General features: G+C 46.4%; 16 protein-coding genes, 1 tRNA gene and 1 pseudogene. 10 read left to right on the top strand and 8 right to left on the bottom strand.

All coding sequences use genetic code 11. The annotated features are described in order from the left end of the window. Positions 1-502 precede the first annotated feature (502 nt). The 5 genes from QT990_RS04730 (at position 503) to QT990_RS04710 (ending at position 7,361) form a co-directional block, all read left to right on the top strand. A complete protein-coding gene (locus QT990_RS04730) occupies positions 503-1,840 on the top strand; it encodes a glycosyltransferase family 1 protein (RefSeq protein ID WP_333464985.1) in 1,338 nt (445 codons plus the stop codon). Between the two features lie 129 nt (positions 1,841-1,969). After that, positions 1,970-3,211 carry a UDP-galactopyranose mutase gene (glf, locus tag QT990_RS04725; RefSeq protein ID WP_333144386.1) on the top strand — a complete coding sequence of 414 codons (1,242 nt, stop codon included), beginning with the start codon at positions 1,970-1,972 and terminating at the stop codon, positions 3,209-3,211. 104 nt (positions 3,212-3,315) lie between these two features. Further along, positions 3,316-3,672: an STAS domain-containing protein gene (locus QT990_RS04720; protein WP_333307033.1), complete on the top strand. Its 357-nt coding sequence runs from the start codon at positions 3,316-3,318 to the stop codon at positions 3,670-3,672. A 215-nt stretch (positions 3,673-3,887) separates the two neighbouring features. Further along, complete coding sequence (locus QT990_RS04715) at positions 3,888-5,771, top strand: glycoside hydrolase family 2 TIM barrel-domain containing protein (protein WP_333464984.1); 1,884 nt, start codon at positions 3,888-3,890, stop codon at positions 5,769-5,771. A 441-nt stretch (positions 5,772-6,212) separates the two neighbouring features. Further along, positions 6,213-7,361, top strand: a complete 1,149-nt coding sequence (locus QT990_RS04710) for a beta-glucosidase (protein WP_333464983.1) — start codon at positions 6,213-6,215, stop codon at positions 7,359-7,361. Positions 7,362-7,599: 238 nt separating this feature from the next. Here QT990_RS04710 and QT990_RS04705 read toward each other — a convergent pair whose 3' ends face one another. From QT990_RS04705 to QT990_RS04690, 4 genes are all read right to left on the bottom strand, one after another. Continuing rightward, a complete protein-coding gene (locus QT990_RS04705; RefSeq protein WP_333392239.1) occupies positions 7,600-7,896 on the bottom strand; it encodes a hypothetical protein in 297 nt (98 codons plus the stop codon). Between the two features lie 64 nt (positions 7,897-7,960). Continuing rightward, complete coding sequence (locus QT990_RS04700) at positions 7,961-8,365, bottom strand: hypothetical protein (protein ID WP_333392241.1); 405 nt, start codon at positions 8,363-8,365, stop codon at positions 7,961-7,963. Between the two features lie 44 nt (positions 8,366-8,409). Next, complete coding sequence (locus tag QT990_RS04695) at positions 8,410-9,855, bottom strand: tetratricopeptide repeat protein (RefSeq protein WP_333392244.1); 1,446 nt, start codon at positions 9,853-9,855, stop codon at positions 8,410-8,412. A 94-nt stretch (positions 9,856-9,949) separates the two neighbouring features. Beyond that, positions 9,950-10,852 carry a hypothetical protein gene (locus QT990_RS04690; RefSeq protein ID WP_333392245.1) on the bottom strand — a complete coding sequence of 301 codons (903 nt, stop codon included), beginning with the start codon at positions 10,850-10,852 and terminating at the stop codon, positions 9,950-9,952. A 251-nt stretch (positions 10,853-11,103) separates the two neighbouring features. On the opposite strand from QT990_RS04690, the gene QT990_RS04685 reads away from it, so the two are divergent. Beyond that, positions 11,104-11,595 carry a helix-turn-helix domain-containing protein gene (locus tag QT990_RS04685; protein WP_333053723.1) on the top strand — a complete coding sequence of 164 codons (492 nt, stop codon included), beginning with the start codon at positions 11,104-11,106 and terminating at the stop codon, positions 11,593-11,595. A gap of 245 nt (positions 11,596-11,840) precedes the next feature. Here the strand turns inward: QT990_RS04685 and QT990_RS04680 are convergent. The 4 genes from QT990_RS04680 to QT990_RS04665 all read right to left on the bottom strand — a co-directional run bounded on the left by QT990_RS04680 (position 11,841) and on the right by QT990_RS04665 (position 14,964). Beyond that, positions 11,841-11,913 (bottom strand) — tRNA-Glu (locus QT990_RS04680). 87 nt (positions 11,914-12,000) lie between these two features. Further along, complete coding sequence (locus QT990_RS04675) at positions 12,001-13,047, bottom strand: M42 family peptidase (RefSeq protein ID WP_333392248.1); 1,047 nt, start codon at positions 13,045-13,047, stop codon at positions 12,001-12,003. Positions 13,048-13,304: 257 nt separating this feature from the next. After that, complete coding sequence (locus QT990_RS04670; RefSeq protein WP_333408670.1) at positions 13,305-14,480, bottom strand: transposase; 1,176 nt, start codon at positions 14,478-14,480, stop codon at positions 13,305-13,307. Next, on the bottom strand, positions 14,389-14,964 hold the full coding sequence (locus QT990_RS04665) for an IS607 family transposase (RefSeq protein ID WP_333147156.1): 576 nt from the start codon (positions 14,962-14,964) through the stop codon (positions 14,389-14,391). Before QT990_RS04665 ends, QT990_RS04670 begins: the two co-directional genes overlap by 92 nt. 28 nt (positions 14,965-14,992) lie before the next feature. Between QT990_RS04665 and QT990_RS04660 the strand changes: the two genes are divergently transcribed. The 4 genes and pseudogenes from QT990_RS04660 to QT990_RS04645 all read left to right on the top strand — a co-directional run bounded on the left by QT990_RS04660 (position 14,993) and on the right by QT990_RS04645 (position 19,033). Beyond that, the gene (locus tag QT990_RS04660) at positions 14,993-15,385 is read left to right on the top strand and encodes a hypothetical protein (RefSeq protein WP_333408669.1); all 393 of its coding nucleotides are present in this window, start codon (positions 14,993-14,995) and stop codon (positions 15,383-15,385) included. Positions 15,386-15,402: 17 nt separating this feature from the next. Next, positions 15,403-17,124, top strand: coding sequence for an ATP-binding protein (locus QT990_RS04655; RefSeq protein ID WP_333464982.1), 1,722 nt, complete (start codon positions 15,403-15,405; stop codon positions 17,122-17,124). 51 nt (positions 17,125-17,175) lie between these two features. Then, a complete protein-coding gene (locus QT990_RS04650; protein WP_333147150.1) occupies positions 17,176-17,775 on the top strand; it encodes an IS607 family transposase in 600 nt (199 codons plus the stop codon). Continuing rightward, positions 17,766-19,033, top strand: a pseudogene (locus QT990_RS04645) (RNA-guided endonuclease InsQ/TnpB family protein). The gene QT990_RS04650 and the pseudogene QT990_RS04645 overlap by 10 nt, the downstream one beginning before the upstream one ends. Positions 19,034-19,525 lie beyond the last annotated feature (492 nt).

The raw sequence follows: 19,525 nt of genomic DNA, 5'->3' as shown, positions 1-19,525 counted from the left end.
ATCAATTTCTGTATATTAGGATACAAATTTTCCAAATTAGCGATCGGACGAGTTAAAAAAAAGCAAGGTTTGTCAAATCAAAAAGCAACATAAACTTGATGGCAAATTTTCTCTCATCTTCAAATAAAGCAATAAAACTCGCTCTTTTTTTACCCCGTACCTGCCAGTTAAGAGTCATTTTACAAGGTCGATCGGCACTTTAACCGCTTTTGAACCGCGCATACAAGCTAAGCGCCTCCTAAGATAGAAGTCATCCTTCAGATAGAAGTAAAGGCAGGAAAACTGGGTTAGATTTAACAACAATAGCAAGTCAAACCATATTAACTTATCTCAAACTTTCACTTCTGAAAAAAGCAGATAAGCCTGTTTTTTCCGCAGCTAAACAGTTTCTTTGTTTGGCTCACTGAATGCGGCGCTTGCTCGTCAATAAAAGTTCTCAGATTGATGCTTGCAACTTTCAGTAAGACACTGCTGAGAAATATATCCTATTGACAAATTTACAGTGACAAATTTTCAGGGACAAATTCCAGAGGCTAATATGTCGCCCCCAGAACACTCAGTAAACAATAATTATAGCAATAAAGAGCGAGCATGGGAGATCCGATTTACCTCTATAGATCCTGCCAAATCGCCCTCTCAATTCGCTCCCTCGCCCGCATTGCGCGCCAACTTATCAAAAACTGAGGCTTTAGATGCACCAGATTTAGTTTGCCTGTCTCATTTGCGGTGGAATTTTGTCTATCAGCGTCCGCAACATCTCTTGAGCCGCTGTGCCAAAAAGCGTCGCGTCTTCTTCGTAGAAGAACCAATTTTGAGCGAGGCTACAGATTGGTGGCTCGATGTCAGCATCCACGAAAGCGGAGTTTGGGTAATAGTACCGCACCTGAGCGAAGGAATCAGCGAAGCAACATCACAAACTGCTCAGCAAGCCATGCTAGATGATTTGTTTCGCTCTGCAGAAATTAGCCAGTACATCCTCTGGTATTACACACCAATGGCTGTCAGTTTCACAAACCACTTAAAGCCGCTAGCTGTAGTCTACGACTGCATGGATGAACTGTCAGCATTCCAAGGCGCGCACCCGGATTTAAAAGCCAATGAAAACCAATTATTAAAGCGCGCCAGCGTAGTATTTACCGGGGGCCACAACCTTTACGAAGCCAAACAGCACCAGCACCCAAACATTCACGCCTTCCCCAGCAGCATCGAAAAAGAACACTTTGCGACAGCCAGGAATCTTTCACAAGAACCGGCGGATCAAAAAGACATTCCTCCCCCGCGTTTGGGATTTTATGGCGTTATAGACGAACGCATGGATATCGAACTGCTGCGGGGCATTGCCGAAGCAAGGCCGGACTGGCATTTAGTCATCATTGGCCCTGTGGCGAAAATCGATCGGGCAACTCTGCCAACTCACCCAAATATCCACTATCTCGGCGGCAAATCTTATCAAGAACTGCCCGGGTATCTTGGGGGCTGGGATATCGCAATGCTGCCTTTTGCGATTAACGAATCGACTAAGTTTATTAGTCCCACGAAAACTCCAGAATACCTCGCTGCCGGCAAACCTGTCATTTCTACTCCTATCCGCGACGTGGTGCGGCCCTACGGAGAAAACGGCTTGGTTCGGATTGCTAGCAATTCTGAAGAATTCGTTGCTTGTGCCGAAGAAATCTTCAGCGAAAGTTCGGACGTTCGCACCAAGTGGCTGAGCGAAGTAGACGCCTTTTTAGCAGACAATTCTTGGGACAATACCTGGGGCGAAATGCTGGGGTTGATCGAAAGTGCGATCGACGATAAAAGGCAGAAAGCCGAAGGCAGGATGAAAGTTTTAAGTTAGGAATGTTGAGGTTGAAGTTAAAGAGTTACACTTTACGGATTCAAAACTTAACACTCAACAATCCTCGCTGTATGTCCAATTACCAATTATTCCTTACCCTTACCCTTACCCACAATCAGAGGTGTTTCAATGTTTGACTATTTAATCGTCGGAGCAGGATTTGCAGGTAGCGTCATTGCCGAAAGACTAGCAAATGAAGCCGGAAAAACTGTCCTGATAATTGATACCCGCAACCACATCGGCGGCAACGCATACGATCACTACGACAACCACGGCATCCTCGTACACAAATACGGCCCCCACATTTTTCACACCAATTCGCGACCAGTTTTCGAGTATCTTTCGCGCTTCACCGAGTGGCGGCCCTACGAACACCGCGTCCTCGCCAGCGTTGACGGTCAACTGCTGCCAATTCCGATCAATCTCAACACCGTAAACAAACTTTACGGACTGAATCTCACCTCATTTGAAGTTGAAGATTTCTTCGCGAAAGTAGCAGAACCAAAGGATTACATTCGCACTTCCGAAGATGTAGTTGTCAGCAAAGTCGGCCGCGAACTTTACGAGAAATTCTTCCGCAACTACACCCGCAAACAGTGGGGAATGGACCCGTCGGAACTCGACAACTCAGTGATTGCGCGCGTACCCACTCGCATTAACCGGGACGATCGCTATTTCACCGATACCTATCAAGCAATGCCCCTGCACGGCTACACTCGGATGTTTGAAAAGATGCTTTCTCACCCAAACATCAAGGTGATGCTGAATACCGACTACCGGGAGATTGAGGGTTTTATCCCTTACGGAGAAATGATTTACACCGGGCCTGTCGATTCCTATTTCAATTATTGCTACGGCAAACTTCCTTACCGTTCCTTGGAATTCAAGCACGAAACACTGAACGTAGCCGTACACCAAGAAGCACCGGTGGTAAATTACCCCAACGAGCATTTATATACTCGCTGTACCGAGTTTAAATACCTCACGGGACAAGAGCATCTAAAAACTAGCATTGTCTACGAATATCCCCAAGCTGAGGGAGACCCTTACTACCCGGTACCGCGTCCAGAAAATGCCGAACTTTACAAGAAATATAAAGCTTTGGCTGATGCAACTCCGGGAGTTTCTTTCGTGGGAAGGCTGGCGACGTACAGGTATTACAACATGGATCAAGTGGTCGCTCAAGCTCTGACAACTTACAAACAAATTACTACCAAGCCGGTGATTGAATTGGTAGAAAATGTTAACGGTTCTGCCTCTAATGTCAGCACATCCAATGGAGTTGCCCATCGCCCAGCCACAACTTCTCTAGAAGTCGCTGCTGTCAACCACGGCAACAGCAACAGCAACGGCAAATCTGCTAGCAAGTAGCTGGAATCTGCGACTGACGGGTAAAAAGGTAAGGTGCCCACAGAGCACCTTACTCGGTTTTCATCAAAAGTTATTTAATAATTCAAACAAGCATTGAGGTAAACATGAACGTTCTAGTGAAAATTGTTTTGTCTCATGAGGTTTTGGAAATTTCTCAATTTGCTCAGTTTCAGAAAGAAATACAGCGCCTCATTGAAAGCGGCGGCAAAATTCTTATGCTGGATTTCTCAAAAATAAATTTCCTGAAAAATTCCGAGTTAATGGCTGTAGTAGCGATCGTGAAATTAGTTAGAGACAGCCAATGTATACTTTTGATCTCTGCCATGAGCGAACAAGTTAGAATTCTATTTGAACTCACGGGACTACAGCAAATATTTCATTGTTTGCCGTTTGCGGAAGAATTTTCTCTCAAAAGTGAGCTAACTGAACCGTTAGGAGGTTTGCCAAGTCTTGCTAGCTAGAGGGAGAGGGGGAGAGGGGGAGAGGGCGAGAGGGGGGATAGGAAAAATCTTCAGGGTTTTTTCTTCTTTCTTCTGATTAATGAGTTCAGCACAAGAGAGCCTTCAGATGAGCCTGTTTTAAGGTGCAGAACTTCTGCAAATTAATCAGCAAAAAACTTGTCAAAGTCAGGGTAATTGTCGCTAACCTATAAATATAACTTTGGGTAGATGTGCCGATGAGTTGGTTAGGTAGAGCACTTGAAAATTGCGAGATAGAAGAGTCTGCAACTCTTGATAGTAAGGTGACAGTTCAAGGACGGAAAACAGGTTATCCGCGCCCCCAATTGCGCCGGAGCAACTGGATTTGTCTCAACGGTCAGTGGAGATTTGCTTACGATGACGCAGGCCACTGCGTGCAGCCGATCGATATTTCTGAGTGGACTCACACTATAGAAGTGCCGTTTGCTCCAGAATCGGCAAAAAGCGGGATCGGCGACACAAATTTTCATGCCAACTGCTGGTATGAACGCGAATTTGACGTACCCCACACAGAAGGCAGAGTTCTCCTCCACTTTGGGGCCGTAGACTACCGCGCCCGCGTCTGGGTGAACGGTCAATATGTCATCGAACACGAAGGCGGACACACTCCTTTCAGCGTAGACATTACACCAGTTGTGAACCTCAACGGGCCGCAGCGGGTGACAGTCTGGGCCCAGGACGACCCGCAAGATTTGGAGCAACCGCGCGGCAAGCAAGACTGGCAAATAGAGCCCCACAGTATTTGGTATCCGCGCACGACCGGCATTTGGCAGACAGTCTGGGTAGAATTGGTGCCTCACACTTATATCGAGCGCATCCGCTGGACTCCCCAGTTTGAACGCTGGGAAATCGGTTTTGAAGCGTTTGTCGCGGGCGATCGCCAGTCGGGAATCCAGATTAAAGTTAAACTGTCGATCGGCTGTATGCTGCTGGTCAACGACACCTACGAAGTAATCAACGGCGAAATCCACCGCCGCATCGCCCTCTCAGACCCTGGTATCGACGACTACCGCAACGAATTGCTGTGGAGTCCCGAAAAACCGACGCTAATTAACGCTCAAGTGCAGTTGTGGGCCGACGGCAAACTCCTCGACGAGGTTAAATCTTATACCGCCATGCGGACGGTCAGCATCCAGCGCGATCGCTTCATGCTAAACGGCCGCCCCTACTATTTGCGACTGGTGCTCGACCAAGGTTACTGGCCCGACACCATGATGACTGCCCCTTCCGACGAAGCTTTGCGCCACGATGTCGAATTAGTCAAAGCAATGGGTTTCAACGGCGTCCGCAAGCACCAAAAAATCGAAGACCCCCGATTTTTGTACTGGGCTGACGTGCTGGGGCTCCTAGTTTGGGAAGAAATGCCCAGCGCCTACCGCTTCACTCCCAAAGCCGTGCAACGGCTGACGCGGGAGTGGACCGAAGTCATCGACCGCGACGCCAGCCACCCCTGTATCGTAGTCTGGGTGCCGTTCAACGAATCTTGGGGAGTTCCGAATTTAGTCGAAGCCGCAGCCCACCGCAACTACGTGCAAGCGCTGTATTTCTTGACAAAAACCCTCGATTCGACTCGTCCCGTCATCGGTAACGACGGCTGGGAAAGTATCGATACCGACATCCTGGCGATTCACGACTACGACAACAACCCGCAAACCCTAGCCAAACGCTACGGGCCCGAAGTCCAGCTAGCCGATTTGTTTAATCGCGGGCGTCCCGGCGGGCGAGTCCTCACCCTCGACGGCCACCCGCACCAAGGACAGCCGGTGATGCTGACAGAATTCGGCGGCATTGCCTGCGCCGGTCGCGAAAACCCCGATTTTTACAGGGTTTGGGGCTACGTGCGCGCGTCGGACACGCTGGAACTCCAAGGGCGCTACAGCGCGCTGTTGAAGGTGGTAAACCGAGTGGAAATGTTCAGCGGATTTTGTTACACGCAGTTAACCGATACTTACCAAGAAGCTAACGGTTTGCTGTATGCCGATCGCACTCCCAAGTTTCCCCTAGAGGTCATCTCGGCGGCAACTCTCGGCTGGGATATTCCCGAAGAAAGTTCACAGCCGCCAGCTATTACTCACTGCTAATTGGTGTCAACTTAAGACTAAAACCTTTGAGAAATCTCGCTTATACCCGAGTTGAGATCCCCCTAAATCCCCCTTAAGAAGGGGGACTTGAAGACGTTTCCAGTCCCCCCCCTTAAGAAGCAGGGCTGTTTCATTCTCTTGTAGGGGCAGCCCCCCGTGGCTGCCCCAATCTCTGAAACACGAGCAAATCGTGGATGGGGAGGGTAGGCACGGGGGCACTACCCCTACAAAATCATCGTTTTCTTGAGAATGAAACCGCCCTGCCTTAAGAAGGGGAAAAGGCAGAACGTGCAATGATGTTCGCTTTTGAAACTTGAAGACGTTTCCAGTCCCCCCCTTCGTAGGGGCGGTGCCCCCGTGCCCGCCCTTGGCGCCAGGGGGATCGGGCGTTAATAGTCAAACAGCAGTCTGTGACAGGGTTTGACGTGTTTGTTGATACCCATGCCCCATTACCCATTACCCATTCGATCGATGTTTCAAAGTTTTTTCATGGGCGGCTTTGAATGTTCCACCCACAAATTGCTATCAGGAAAGCGTCTCGATGTCACAGCCGCCACCGGCCACGATAAATTTGTAGCAGCCGACTACCAACGCTTGCAGCAGCAAGGCATTTACACAGTCCGCGAAGGCCTCCGCTGGCACTTAATCGAACAGACACCCGGAAAATACGATTTTTCCAGTTCCCTGCCAATTATCCGGGCCGCCCGCGACATGAAAATGCAGGTAATTTGGGATTTGTTTCACTACGGCTGGCCAGACGATATTGATATTTTCAGTCCCGAATTTGTGTCCAGGTTTGCAAGCATGGTGCGCGCTTTTATGGAAGTGCTAACTGAGGAAACAGACCAAACACCTTTTGTAACACCTGTCAATGAAATTTCATTTATTGCTTGGGCAGGCGGCGATGTCGCCTACATCAATCCGTTTGCGAAAGGGCGGGGAGACGAGCTAAAAATCCAGTTAATCAAAGCTTCGATCGCAGCGATAGAATCAGTTTGGCAAGTCAATCCCCGCACCCGCATCGTTCAAATCGACCCCACAATTAACATTATTGCTGACCCTGACAAACCGGAGGATCGGGACGCGGCGGAAGGTTATCGCTTATCTCAATATCAAGCTTGGGATATGTTGGCTGGACGTTTTCGCCCGGAACTCGGCGGTAAGGAAAAATATCTCGATATTATTGGGGTGAATTATTACGATCGCAATCAGTGGATTCACAATGAAGAGCCCATGAAATACACCGATCCGCTGTACCGCCCGTTTCGCGAAATGCTGCAAGAAGTGTTCGATCGCTACGGCCGCCCCTTATTCATAGCAGAAACAGGCACTGAAGACGATTTTAGACCTGTCTGGTTTAATTATGTGTGCACTGAGGTAGCGGCGGCGATGAAAGCAGGGGTTCCGATAGAGGGAATCTGCTTGTATCCGATTGTCAACCATCCGGGCTGGGACGACGACAGGCACTGTTACAATGGTTTGTGGGATTATTGCAATGAATCGGGCGATCGGGAAATTTACCAACCTTTGGCGGATGAATTGCAGTTTCAAAGGCAGCAGATTGAACCGTTGCTGAAGTCGAAGGATTGACAATCGGGGCGATCGGCGATTTAAAAATAGGCGATTTCAATCGGCGATTGAAATCGCTTCTATACAAACGAAGTCCGCCTTCGCGGACTAAGAGATTGAGGGATTTTTAAGCCGGATTTGATGTTGGATATAAAGGGGCGATCGATCTTCTATTTCCTGGGAGGAATGAGGGGCGATCGCTTCTGAGTTAGGACTTACGCACAGACACTATCTGTAGGGCGATGCACAATCTTTAATTTTATCCTCTTTGGTAAAGTGAACTAAACTTAGATTGAGAAAATTCTCCATTTTCCACAAAGTATTGAAGAACTGGACGAAGTTCTTGAAGTTCTGATTTAGTCAAAGAACCGCGAACACCCATTTCAATAGCACCTAAAATTCTGTTTATTGTTAAAGTTTGCGTGTGAATGTCATTATTTGGTACGGTCTTTTTCATTTGTTCACTATGAAGTTCATGGCGGGTAGCCTTTAGTTTAGCTATCATATCTTCACGACTCAAGCCTTCCAGTTGTTTGAGTATAGATGTAATTGTCATATTCTAAAATCTCCTGTTCTTTAGCAAATGAAATCAATTGAATTTTTTAGAATTATAGGGCCTTCTAAAACTCCCATTCATAATCTGGATCGTCAAGGGCTGTTCTGACAGATGTCAAATTAGCAAGGTCTTTGAAAGGACTAGACTTAGCTATTTCGGTAATTGAAGTCATGGTTAAAGCTAACTGGTTATTATCACCGATTGCTATTGCCTCATCGACCTTTTCAAACAGAAATTTGAAATTATTAGCACGTTCATCAAACGAACATTCAAGATACTCGATCAAAGCATCGCGTTTTGCTTGAATGTCGGCAATTGTTGCTTTTTCCCAAGCTTCTATACCACGCCGTTTAGTCTGTTCTTGCTCTGCAACTATTTTGTATTCGGTGTAAGCTTCAACAACATCGCGGAAGCACTCAGCAGCCGAGCCGGGATTAAAGATTTCTACAGGAACTTTTTTAGCTCTCATTTCTATTGGCCTGGTAAAATTCGATATTTCAACAGAACAGAATCCTAAAACACCCGCGTCTGCCACCAAGGAGTATTCTTAATTTCCTTCTGAAGATTGCGGACTTCTTTTTGAAGATTTCGGACTTCATCCATCATGGATTCTTTGCGAAAGAGGCTGATAGCTTTCTGAAAATCTGCTACGGCTTCCTCTCTTTTTGCCTTTTCTCTGCGTATAGAACCCCTTTTAACGTAGGCATAAGCATTGTCTGGCTCTATTTTGATGACCTGATTGTAGTCGGCAAGAGCTCCCCGCTTGTCTCCCTTTTCATGGCGGACGCATCCCCGATGAAAATAAGCATTTGTACAGTTTGGTTCTATCTTGATGACTTGATTGTAGTCAGCCATTGCACTATCATAATCCTTGTTTGCTACGTGTGCATGACCGCGATACAAATAATTAACTGCTTCATTAGGGCTAAGCTTTATAACCTGAGTGAAATCGGCAATAGCTCCTTTATAATTCTTTACTTGGGCGCGAGCATAACCCCGCTGAAAATACAGGTTAACATCATTAGGTTTAGTTTTGATAACTTGAGTGAAGTCAGCAATGGCTTTTTTGTAATGTTCTAGCTCAACAAGTAAACAGCCCCGCGTGAAGTAGGCATCGACACAGTTAGGGTCAAGTTTGATAACTTGAGTATAATCAGCAATGGCACTCTCATAATCCTCTAGTTCAGTATATGCTAAACCACGACAGTAGTAGGCATTCACATTACTAGGATCGATAGTGATAACTTGAGTGAAGTCAGCAATAGCTTCTTTGTAATTTTTTAGTTCGCTGTAGGCACTTCCTCGTATTAAGTGGATATCCGCATTGCCGGGAGCGAGTTTGATGACTTGGGTATAGTCGGCAATTGCCTTGCTATAATCATTTTTAGCGACGTAAATGTTACCTCGATTGCGGTAAGCATCTACATAGCTAGGATCGAGCTGGATAGTTTTAGTGTAATCTGAAATTGCTCCTGCATAATTGTGCTGTTCATCGAGAATACAGCCGCGCACAAAGTAGGCATAAACATTTTGAGAATTGAGTTCGATCGCTTTCGTAAAATCTTCAATAGCGGCCCCGTACTGTCCACTCTCAAGCTTTTCTATTCCTCGGTTAAAAAAGTCTTCATCGCTCTTGAAGAAATCAAAAAATCCTGTAATTCCCTTAGATACGCCTTTGCCTACATTCTTAACGGTAGATTCTGCTGTGACACCAGCCATTGCTACGCCTTTGCCTACATTCTTAACTGTAGATTCTGCTGTGGCACCAGCCATTGCACCGCCCAATATGATTAAAGGAATAGCCAGAGGCCCTAGAGCAGCCGCACCCAAAGTTACACCAGCCGCAAGTGCTGCACCTCCTCCTACAACTGCACCCGCTTGGTTTTCTTTTGTGAAGTCATTCTCAGTACATACCGTATGTAAATCACCAACATTTCCTAAAATTTCCCAAGGATTCATTGCAACCTCCTTATTTTTAAGTAGTAAGGTGGGAAATGCCCACCCTACAAATAGATTTTCTGCGTAAGTCTTGAGACTACTTGGATCGTGATTTCTATTTCCCTGGTAAAATCCGATATTTCTCCAAAACCTTCACAGTACCGAGGTTAAGCTTACCGTCATTATTTAAGACAGGAGTTTTCAACATTTCTACAAGTCCCTTCATCAGAAGGCCTACCTGTTGGAACTTCTCAGCATCCCTCTTAGCATCAAAAGGCTGAGATTCTAGTTGACTCAAACCTTCAACAGCACGAGTGTTCATGGATTCAAACACTCCTCTCAACTCAATTATCCGCTGTCTTACCTGTTTGGCAAAGTCCTTAGCAAGTTTCATGTCTGCGATCGCCTTATTGACTTGAGCTTCATGCTCTCGCGCCTTTGTCATCGCTTTCTCGCCTTCACTAGCAGCAAAAAAGCCACCAATCGCCAAAGCTGGTAAAAGGGTGATACCGCCTAGCACAGCAGCACCCAGAGCCATACCGCCCCCACCAGCGGCGATCGCTCCACCGCCAAACCATGCTAAAGTTGCATTCCAAGCAGCCGCTCCACTGAGAGTTGAGATAGCGGTTCCGGTGCTTGCAGCTCCTAGTGTAGTAACAGCACCAATAGCACCGCCGTAACCTGCTGCGGCTGCTCCAGCAGATTTAACGCCAGCCATAAAATATTGTTCTGCTCCTACCGCCGCAGCTTTGTACTCCTTCATCTGCTGAACTGAAAAATCCATCCCTTCTAAAAGCCGCTTTTCACTTTCTGAAGCCTTCCGACCAGTATTTTCAAGGAAGGTAACAAAGCGCTTAATTGTGCTTCTTATGACATTCAGTTGCAGTTGACCGTACTCTTCGGCTAATCTGTTTGTGGCTGCTTCTTCTCTTTTCAAATCTTCAACCGCACGCTCGAATCGCTTTTGAGCTTCCTGGGCAAGTTCATTAGCTTTCTGACCTGGATAGAATGAAGGCATAAAATACTCCTAAGTCTGATTTCTCGACATCTTAAAAACAGAGGATTTTTTAGATACTTTGGCTTAATAACTCTGTGCTGGAGAAAACTCTACGCGGCAAGAAGTGAGCCTTGCCAGAATTTCCTGTGTAAAATTAATCACGATCCTGCTTTCCCTGATCCTAACCTAACCACCTTTAACAAAGAAACTAATCAGCATTAGGAATTGTGCTAGACTTTGATTATAAAAAATCCAGAAACCTATCCCCTGCAATGGCATCCTCTAACGATCGCTTCTCCGAAGCTGCCCGCGACTGGGACTTAGAAACTCTTTACACAGACCTAGCATCCGCCAAGGGAAAGCGGCTCACGCCCACAGAGAAACAACATCTACGGGGTCTACTCTGCGGCTACAGTCCCGCCGAAATTGCCGAAAGGCTCAGTAAAAACCCCAAGGGAATTGCGGTAGATTTCTGTAATACTTTATACCAATATGTAAAAAATCTTGTAGGTAAAGCTGATGAAAAGGTAGAAAACTGGAGGAAGATTTGTGAATGGCTGGAGGACGCAGGATATAAAACTCAGCCATCTCCCGAACCTGAATCAGGTGATTGTTTACCAATAAAATTCTTAATAAAAAAAGCAAATGTAGTTGTTGATAAAAATCAAATCATAGTTGATATAAACCTGCGAATAGTCGCCTCCTCACCTTCAGAGATTCCCATTATAGAAAAGTTTGATATCAATGGCAATGGTGCAAACTAAGGAAAGTGCGATCGAACTGAGATGTTGCACCATTCTCAATTACTTGTTTATCAACAGGCTTTTCGGCCTGTTCCACAAGAAAATTCACTCTTTGTGGAACAGGCCGAAAAGCCTGTTAAGCGAGAATGGTGCAAGATGTGCGATCGAACGCATCAACTTAATGTTAGACCCAATAGCAATAAGGGCGGGCAAGATGCCCACCCCACATACTAGATATCACTTGGATATCAGACTTAAATTTTCAATACCCCCAGGGGAATTCGAATCCCCGTCGCATCCGTGAAAGGGATGTGTCCTAGGCCTCTAGACGATGGGGGCGCGTCGTTGCGTTTGCTTGTGTTCCGCACCTTTATTACCTTAACTAATCTTTCCCAATCTGTCAACTACTTTGGGAAACTTTTTTTTCTACTCGTCCCAAAGCACGTCACAGTAGGCTTTGAGGATGGCGGCGCAATTGCCGATCGCCCCGAGATGAGCAATTTCAAAGCCGTGGGTGTTCTGGGTGGGGAAAGCCAAACAAGCGGCGCGGGCTACGTGGCCGAACTTCATGGCGATCGAAGCATCGCTCCCAAAACCGCTAATTACCGCCAACTGCACCTCTACATCCGATGCTGCGGCTGCTGCGCGCAAGTGGGCGTTCAATCCTTCATCGTAGACTCCGTAGCCGTCCTGAACCAGCAAAACCGGGTTTTCGCCGTCACGAATCGGGTATTCCGGCGCCAGAGGGCAAATTTCCAAAGCGATCAGCGCGTCCAACGGCTGGCGCTGGGTGAAATACAAAGCTCCGATCGCCCCAACCTCCTCCTTCGCCGACGCGACCAAATAAACATTCACCGCAGGCTCTTTCAAACATTCCGCCAGAGCCAGCAAAATCGCCACTGAAGCCTTGTTGTCCAGAGTGTAGCTCGCGATCCAGTCCTTCAACCGCAGCGGGCGCTTGCGGTGCTTTCCCACCACCATCCGCGTGCCCGGTCGAATTCCGGCCTCGGCTAATTCCTCGGCGGTACACTTAGTTTCAATCCAGGCATTTTCCCACTTTAAAGAAACATCTTCCTGCTGAGCTTTCTGAGCAGATTCGTGAGAAACATGGCGGGAACCGAAGCTGAGAATGCCGCTAATTGTTTGCTTGTCTCCGAGCAAATCCACCACGCCTTCGCCGTAAACCCAAGGAAATGCGCCGCCCAATCTGCGGACTTCCACGCGGCCACTCTCGCCTATTGTTTTAACTAGGGCGCCAATTTCGTCTTTGTGGGCGGTAATGGCGATCGACTTTTCGGGATTGCGACCCTTAATTAGGGCGATCGCATTGTCCGCGCGATCGACCCAAGCATTCACTCCCAGGGCGGCGAATTTTTCCATCAACCGCTGGTTAATTTCCGATTCCGCACCGCTGGGTGAGTGCAGCATTACTAATTCTTCGATTGTTTGGAACAGGCGATCGAACTCTAACATTTTTTATTTTCGTTTTTAGGAGCGAATTTTGACACATATTAAAGCACATTTACGCACTATTTCCCGGCGGTACACTTAGTTTCAATTCAGGCATTTTCCCACTTGAAAGAAACATCTTCCTGCTGAGCTTTTTGAGGAGCGTAGGAATGAAGCAATTGGAGGCAGCAAAAGGCGATTGAGTAACAAGATTCATGCGATCGCGTGGATGCGTTGGGCAATCCGTTGGGGTTTCACCGACACTTTTTCGCTAACAAATGCTAACAAACGTATAAGTCAAGAGAGTCTCTCAACAAAGGCGTGTCAACCAATGCCTCGCCCGTGAAAATCCCGCGAGCACCATTTAGATCCCGATCCATCTTCAATCCAGTAGCTACGGACTTGATAGTTCTAGCGCCACCTAGATTTTTGACAATTTCGCCCGTCCATGACACAGTTTTTGAAGTGTAAGCTTCGTTGCCGTCAATCACAAGCTTGGAGTTTTCCCAAGCTTTCCACTTCAGGAAAGTCTTGAACTCGTAATGGCTCAGAGTCAACATTTGTCGCACTGTTTTGTTCCTCAACTTGCGACGTGACTTAGACACCATTTGAGAACTTTCAAAAGTTGGCAGCAGAATTACATCAAAATTATCGACTAAAAACTTAGCCGTTTTATGATGCAGCTCTTTGACCAAATTCTTGATTTTGCAACGAAGCCTGCTGGCTACTTTCTTGAATCTTCTTTTCTGGCGACTGGGAGCTTGAGAAATTTTTGATACTAATCTGTCCAGCCGGAAACATAGTTTTTGGATGTGTAAATTAGAATCTTTTCCTAACCAGCCGTAAGAATTTTCAGAGAAAAATGTCATGAAAGTGCGGACACCGGGATCTAAGGCAACAAGCCGACCTTGGTTTTCGGTCTTGGCTTGTTGCACTTCTTCAGAAACGATCAGGTAATACTCGCCATAAGCCAGCGTTAACCTGCCGTCACTGAAAGTTTCAGGCAGAGTTTCTTTTAACAAACACTTGCCTAGAATCGAATGGTAGACACCACAATCTTTTATAGCCGACTTCGGCACATAGATAGATTGCTTGGTGTCTTTCCTGCTCCGAAATTTACATTTACGGATTTGACCGTCTTTTTTGAAACCCTGTTTAGCCGCCTTGACTGCCGAGCAAGCATCTTTGATGGCAATCGATTTAATTTGGAAAGGTACAGGCTTTGCCCATTCTGGTAAGCTGTTGAGTATTCCGGTTTTGATTGTCATCCAGCTAGCTTTTTTGTCTGGTTCTTGCAGGTATTTGATAGTCGTGTTGTAGACAAAACGACTTACACCAAACCACTGCTTTATCAGTGCTTTTTGTTCAGGATTTAGGAATAGACGGATCTTCCTTGATTTTCTTGCTGTAGCTTCTGAGTCCGTGCATTCGGCAACTGAAGACGTGAAGGATGGCAAGAAGATCGGCGGTGAGTTCGGTTTCTGGGCAGTGAACTGTTCGGTCAAGAACCACGATTTGTCCACCGTTTTGCTGTGCCATGAACTCGAACAATTCAAATCCAAATCGACACAATCTGTCGCGACAGGCAACAACAATCGTGAGCTGTTCGCCGCGCATAAATCTGACCAGTAGGGCTTGCAGTCCTTTCCTTTTGAAATTGATTCCTGAGCCGATGTCTTGGATGATTTCGGCGTCTGGGTACTGTTGCTGCATGAATTCAACTTGTCGAGCAAGGTCGTCTCGCTGCTTGGTTGAACTGACTCGGCAGTAACAAACAATGGCAGTTCCAATTGCACCGCGCTGGTAAGACTCAACATCGTAGAGTCTTTGTCCTGCTTCGTTTTTGATGCTTTTGATCTTGCCTTCATCTGCATATTTCCTTAAGGTGTTGGCGTGCAAACCCAGGAATTGGACTGCTTTTCTGAGTGGTATGTATGCCATTTGCTCATCTTACAGCGTTTGTTAGCAAATGTGGGCATTTGTTGGAAAACTATACACTGTTAGTCAACCCCCCGACAAACTGGTGACGCGAGCAGGAGGCGACCAACTGCAGCCGTTACTGGTGGCGGATACACTGCTGGCTAACAAGGGCTATGATCCAGATCAGCGTGTGATTGACCGCCTCAATGCCGAGGGGAAGACCACCGTCATTTCACCTCGCCGCAATTGCAAGACCCTGCAAACTTACGATGCTGAATTTTACAACGCCCGTCATTTGATTAAGAACTTTTTCCCCAAGCTGAAGCAGTATCAGGGAATCGCGACGCGCTATCACCCTAGGGCGGTGAACTTTCCGGCGTGCGATTCTTCTGGCTGCTGCGGTCATCTGGTTGAATTGATGACACCCCCTAAATTAACTTGACAGCGCCGTAAACTAATATGCCTAACCTCTTGAGCACCTTCTTTTCTAGTAATTTCATTCCTCACGGGCATTGTTACCTCTGGAAACCGGGGTTAGTCTGGCTCCACTTAACCTCAGATGCCTTGACTACCCTCGCTTATTACTCGGTGGCGGTTGCCATTGTTTACTTTACGACTGAGCGTAAGGATCTGCCTGCCCACACGGTGATGCTGCTGGTTGGTTTCTTTTTTATCTTTGCCTTATGTGGCACCACGCACCTGATGGGAATAGTGACACTTTGGCACCCCATTTATTGGGTTTCAGGAGTGATCAAAGCTCTCACTGGTGTTTGGTCTTTCTATACATTCACCTTTTTACTGATTCCCTTAATTCCAGTGGCGCTCGATGCGCCAAGTCCAGCCCAACTCGCCCTTACAAACCAGGAACTAGAAGAGAGTCGCCGCCGTATCCAGGCGATTAATGTGGAGCTAGAGCAACGGGTGCAGGAACGCACTGCCCAACTGGAAGCCTCTAATCGCACCAAAGACGAATTATTGATGCGTGAACAAATAATTCGGGCAGACGCAGAGGCCGCCAACCGTGCCAAGGATGAGTTTCTCTCGATTCTTTCTCATGAACTCAGAACTCCTCTCAACGCCATCTTAGGGTGGTCAACGATGTTAAGGCAGAAAAACCTCAGTGAGGATAAGGTGGCGCGGGCTTTGGAGACGATCGAGCGAAACGCGAAGTCTCAAGCCCAGCTCATCGAAGACATCCTCGATGTTTCTCGCATCATCACGGGTAAACTGCGCCTCCAAGTCCGTCCTGTCAACCTCGTGCCGGTGATTGAATCGGCGATTGAGTCTGTACACTTGGCGGCTGAGGCAAAGTCAATTCGCCTGCAAAGCCGGATCGATTCTGAGGTTGGCCCGCTCTTGGGTGATGCCGATAGGTTGCAGCAAGTTGTGTGGAATCTACTTTCTAACGCCCTCAAATTTACGCCTAAAGACGGGCGAGTCGAGATTCGTTTGCAGCGGGTTAATTCCCATGTTGAAATTACTGTCAGCGACACTGGGGCAGGCATCAGCTCGGATTTTCTACCGTTTGTCTTCGATCGCTTCAGCCAGCACGACAGCACGACCACTCGCAGTTATGGGGGGTTGGGTTTAGGGTTAGCCATTGTGCGTCAATTAGTTGAATTACATGGCGGGACTGTAACGGTAGTGAGTCCAGGGATAGGACAGGGGACGACTTTTACAGTCAAACTGCCCGTGACGATTATCCATCTACCACCCAGCGCTCCAGAGCCCTTAAACTCGATCGTCAAGGCGAATGGGAGGTTTCAGGGCTCATCGACCCTTGAAGGCTTACAAATCCTAGTGGTAGAGGACGAGGCTGACGCGCTAGAGTTGCTGAGTACGATTCTCGCAAAGTATGGTGCTGATGTCATGGCTGTGGCTTCGGTAAAGGAGGCCTTGACCATTATCCAAACCGCAAGCGATCGCAGCCCCGATGTTTTAGTGAGCGATATTGGGATGCCGGATGAGGATGGCTACTCCCTGATCCGCAAGTTGCGTCAACTTGAAGCGCAGCGGGGCGGTAGGCTACCCGCGATCGCGCTGACGGCTTATGCCCGAAATGACGATCGTCAGCAGGCACTATTAGCAGGTTTTCAGATACATTTGACCAAACCCGTAGATGCTGCTGAGTTAGTGGCGGTGGTTGCCAGCCTCACCGGACGTATTGTAAAACTTCATTAACTTTATAAGCAGTAATGAGCGATGGTGGTATTATGTAGTCAGGAGGTCGAAATGAAACTACCTGACTACGCCAAGGCAATAGGCATAAGTTACACCACAGCGTGGCGCTGGTGGAAGGCAAACAAACTGCCACATCCGGCACGGCAGACGGAAAGCGGTCTGATTATAGTTGACTACTTGCCACAATCGCCATCAAGCCAAGTCAAGAAGAACCGAGTCGCTATTTACAGTCGAGTCTCATCTTCAGAAAATAAAGATAACCTCAACCGCCAATCGGAGAGATTAACTGAATATGCCATTGCTAACGGTTATCAAATTGTTAAAAATGTCAAAGAAATTGGCAGTGGATTAAACGACCATCGAAAACAGTTAGAGGCACTACTACAACAAGATGACTACGACATTTTATTAGTTGAACACAAAGACCGTTTAGCTCGATTTGGCACAAACTATCTAGATGTTCTCTTACTACGATTGGGAGTTAAGTTAGAAATAGTCAACCTAGCCGAGAATGGAAAAGATGAATTGATGCAAGACTTAGTGGCTATAGTTACTAGCTTTGCTGCTCGACTTTACGGACAGCGACGCGCCAACATAAAAACAGAAAAGATAATTGCCGAATTGAAAGATGGAGATGCTGAATGCAATTAGCAGAAAGGCATATCATTAAATCAACAGAATCCCGTTTCGCGGAAATTGACCAATTAGCTTTCAAATCCAAGAATCTGTACAATGCCGCTAACTACGTCATTCGTCAGAACTTTATTTATGGATGGGGCTATGTCGGTTACAACGAGATGAATCGATTGATGAAGTTTCACGAGGCATACAAGGCTTTACCTGCCAAAGTGAGTCAACAAATCTTGATGGTGCTCGACAAGAATTGGAAATCGTTCTTTGAGGCTTCTAAAGCTTACAAAGCCGACTCTTCTAAATTCACTGGTCGTCCAAAGTTACCAAAGTACAAAGATAAGATTAAGGGGCGCAACCTTCTCGTCTACACGATTCAGGCGATTAGTAGCAAACAATTAAGAAGCGGAATTCTCAAACTTTCTGGTACTGAACTCTCAATTAAGACTAAAATTAACCCTGACCGAATTTGTCAAGTTAGATTAATTCCGAAATGCGATTCCTATGTAATTGAGGTAATTTATAATGAGCCGGAGTCCACCGCTAAGGACAATAGCTTTGCAGCCGGTATTGATTTGGGATTGAATAATTTAGTGGCGTTAACTTCAAATCGACCGGGTTTTATCCCAATGTTGATTAACGGGCGACCATTGAAATCGATCAACCAGTTTTACAACAAGCGCTCTTCACGATTGCAATCCCAATTGAAAGGGAACCGCAAAACTTCACCTCGGATTCAGCGACTAACTCGTTGCCGTAATCAAAAAGTAGACAATTACTTGCATCATGCGAGTCGAATGATTGTTGATATTTTGGTAAAGCAACAAATTGGGACGCTAGTAATTGGCAAAAATGCACAGTGGAAAACCGATATAAACATTGGAAAGCAGACTAACCAAAACTTTGTTAGTATTCCTCATGCTCGATTAATTGAAATGTTGGAGTACAAAGCTTTTTTGGTGGGAATTAAGGTAATCGTGAATGAAGAATCCTACACATCGAAAGCAAATTTCCTGGGTTTAGATCCAATTCCTGTTTACGGAAAAACAGAAAAAGAGCCTGTTTTTACTGGAAAACGGATTAAGCGTTTGTACAAAACATCGACTGGTCAGTTGATTAATTCTGACGTGAATGGCTCGTACAACATTCTCAGAAAAGCAATCCCAAATGCGTTCAGCTTTCTTGATAGGGAGCTGCGTAGTTCAGCTTAAGAAGGGTCAATCCGCTTGAAGTAAAAGCGAAAGGGGAGGGACAGCAAGCCTCCCATGTCTGTCTATAAATGACTATACTTTTACCAGCTATAAGCAGGTGCTAAAACCTAGGTGTTCAAGAACAAATGTTGCGTTGGAGAATAATGGGCTTGTTGTCAGCTTGGGGGTGAAGGCTAGCGCTTGTGGCAAATCAAGCTTGTGAGTGTCGTCTCCAGCACAAACGTCTAGTTAACTTACTTGATTCAGGCAAAAAGTCTACTGTGTCAAAGATAGGAAGCACTCTTCAATCGTTGGGAGCAGTCCATCGAACTCTAACATTTTTCAATTCCGTGTTTTGAAGCGTATTTTGACATATATTATTAAAGCAGATGCACTCTCAATTTACTCTTCTTATAAACAAAAAAATAACTCTATGTAATGATATCTAGCGCCTTCTCAACAAACTCGTAATCAGCCGCATTGGTTGACTAAAACTCTCGCATTCAGGTTTAATTCGCAGACATAAACTGGATTTACAAGCGGTGCAAAATGTGAAGTATTACCTTACCTAGAGGCTTTTC

The sequence above is a fragment of the Microcoleus sp. T3_B1 genome, assembly GCF_036700445.1.
Taxonomy (GTDB): Bacteria; Cyanobacteriota; Cyanobacteriia; order Cyanobacteriales; family Microcoleaceae; genus Microcoleus.
Note: the sequence above shows the minus strand (reverse complement) of the source record. Positions and strands in the feature narration are given on the sequence as shown.

Excerpts from the sequence above, each read along its gene's own strand:
- QT990_RS04720 (WP_333307033.1), top strand. The coding sequence starts at position 3,316 with ATGAACGTTCTAGTGAAAATTGTTTTGTCTCATGAGGTTTTGGAAATT.
- QT990_RS04710 (WP_333464983.1), top strand. The coding sequence starts at position 6,213 with ATGCCCCATTACCCATTACCCATTCGATCGATGTTTCAAAGTTTTTTC.
- glf (WP_333144386.1), top strand. The coding sequence starts at position 1,970 with ATGTTTGACTATTTAATCGTCGGAGCAGGATTTGCAGGTAGCGTCATT.
- QT990_RS04695 (WP_333392244.1), bottom strand. The coding sequence starts at position 9,855 with ATGAATCCTTGGGAAATTTTAGGAAATGTTGGTGATTTACATACGGTA.
- QT990_RS04690 (WP_333392245.1), bottom strand. The coding sequence starts at position 10,852 with ATGCCTTCATTCTATCCAGGTCAGAAAGCTAATGAACTTGCCCAGGAA.
- QT990_RS04655 (WP_333464982.1), top strand. The coding sequence starts at position 15,403 with ATGCCTAACCTCTTGAGCACCTTCTTTTCTAGTAATTTCATTCCTCAC.
- QT990_RS04665 (WP_333147156.1), bottom strand. The coding sequence starts at position 14,964 with ATGGCATACATACCACTCAGAAAAGCAGTCCAATTCCTGGGTTTGCAC.
- QT990_RS04700 (WP_333392241.1), bottom strand. The coding sequence starts at position 8,365 with ATGAGAGCTAAAAAAGTTCCTGTAGAAATCTTTAATCCCGGCTCGGCT.
- QT990_RS04650 (WP_333147150.1), top strand. The coding sequence starts at position 17,176 with ATGAAACTACCTGACTACGCCAAGGCAATAGGCATAAGTTACACCACA.
- QT990_RS04675 (WP_333392248.1), bottom strand. The coding sequence starts at position 13,047 with ATGTTAGAGTTCGATCGCCTGTTCCAAACAATCGAAGAATTAGTAATG.
- QT990_RS04660 (WP_333408669.1), top strand. The coding sequence starts at position 14,993 with ATGTGGGCATTTGTTGGAAAACTATACACTGTTAGTCAACCCCCCGAC.
- QT990_RS04685 (WP_333053723.1), top strand. The coding sequence starts at position 11,104 with ATGGCATCCTCTAACGATCGCTTCTCCGAAGCTGCCCGCGACTGGGAC.
- QT990_RS04715 (WP_333464984.1), top strand. The coding sequence starts at position 3,888 with ATGAGTTGGTTAGGTAGAGCACTTGAAAATTGCGAGATAGAAGAGTCT.
- QT990_RS04705 (WP_333392239.1), bottom strand. The coding sequence starts at position 7,896 with ATGACAATTACATCTATACTCAAACAACTGGAAGGCTTGAGTCGTGAA.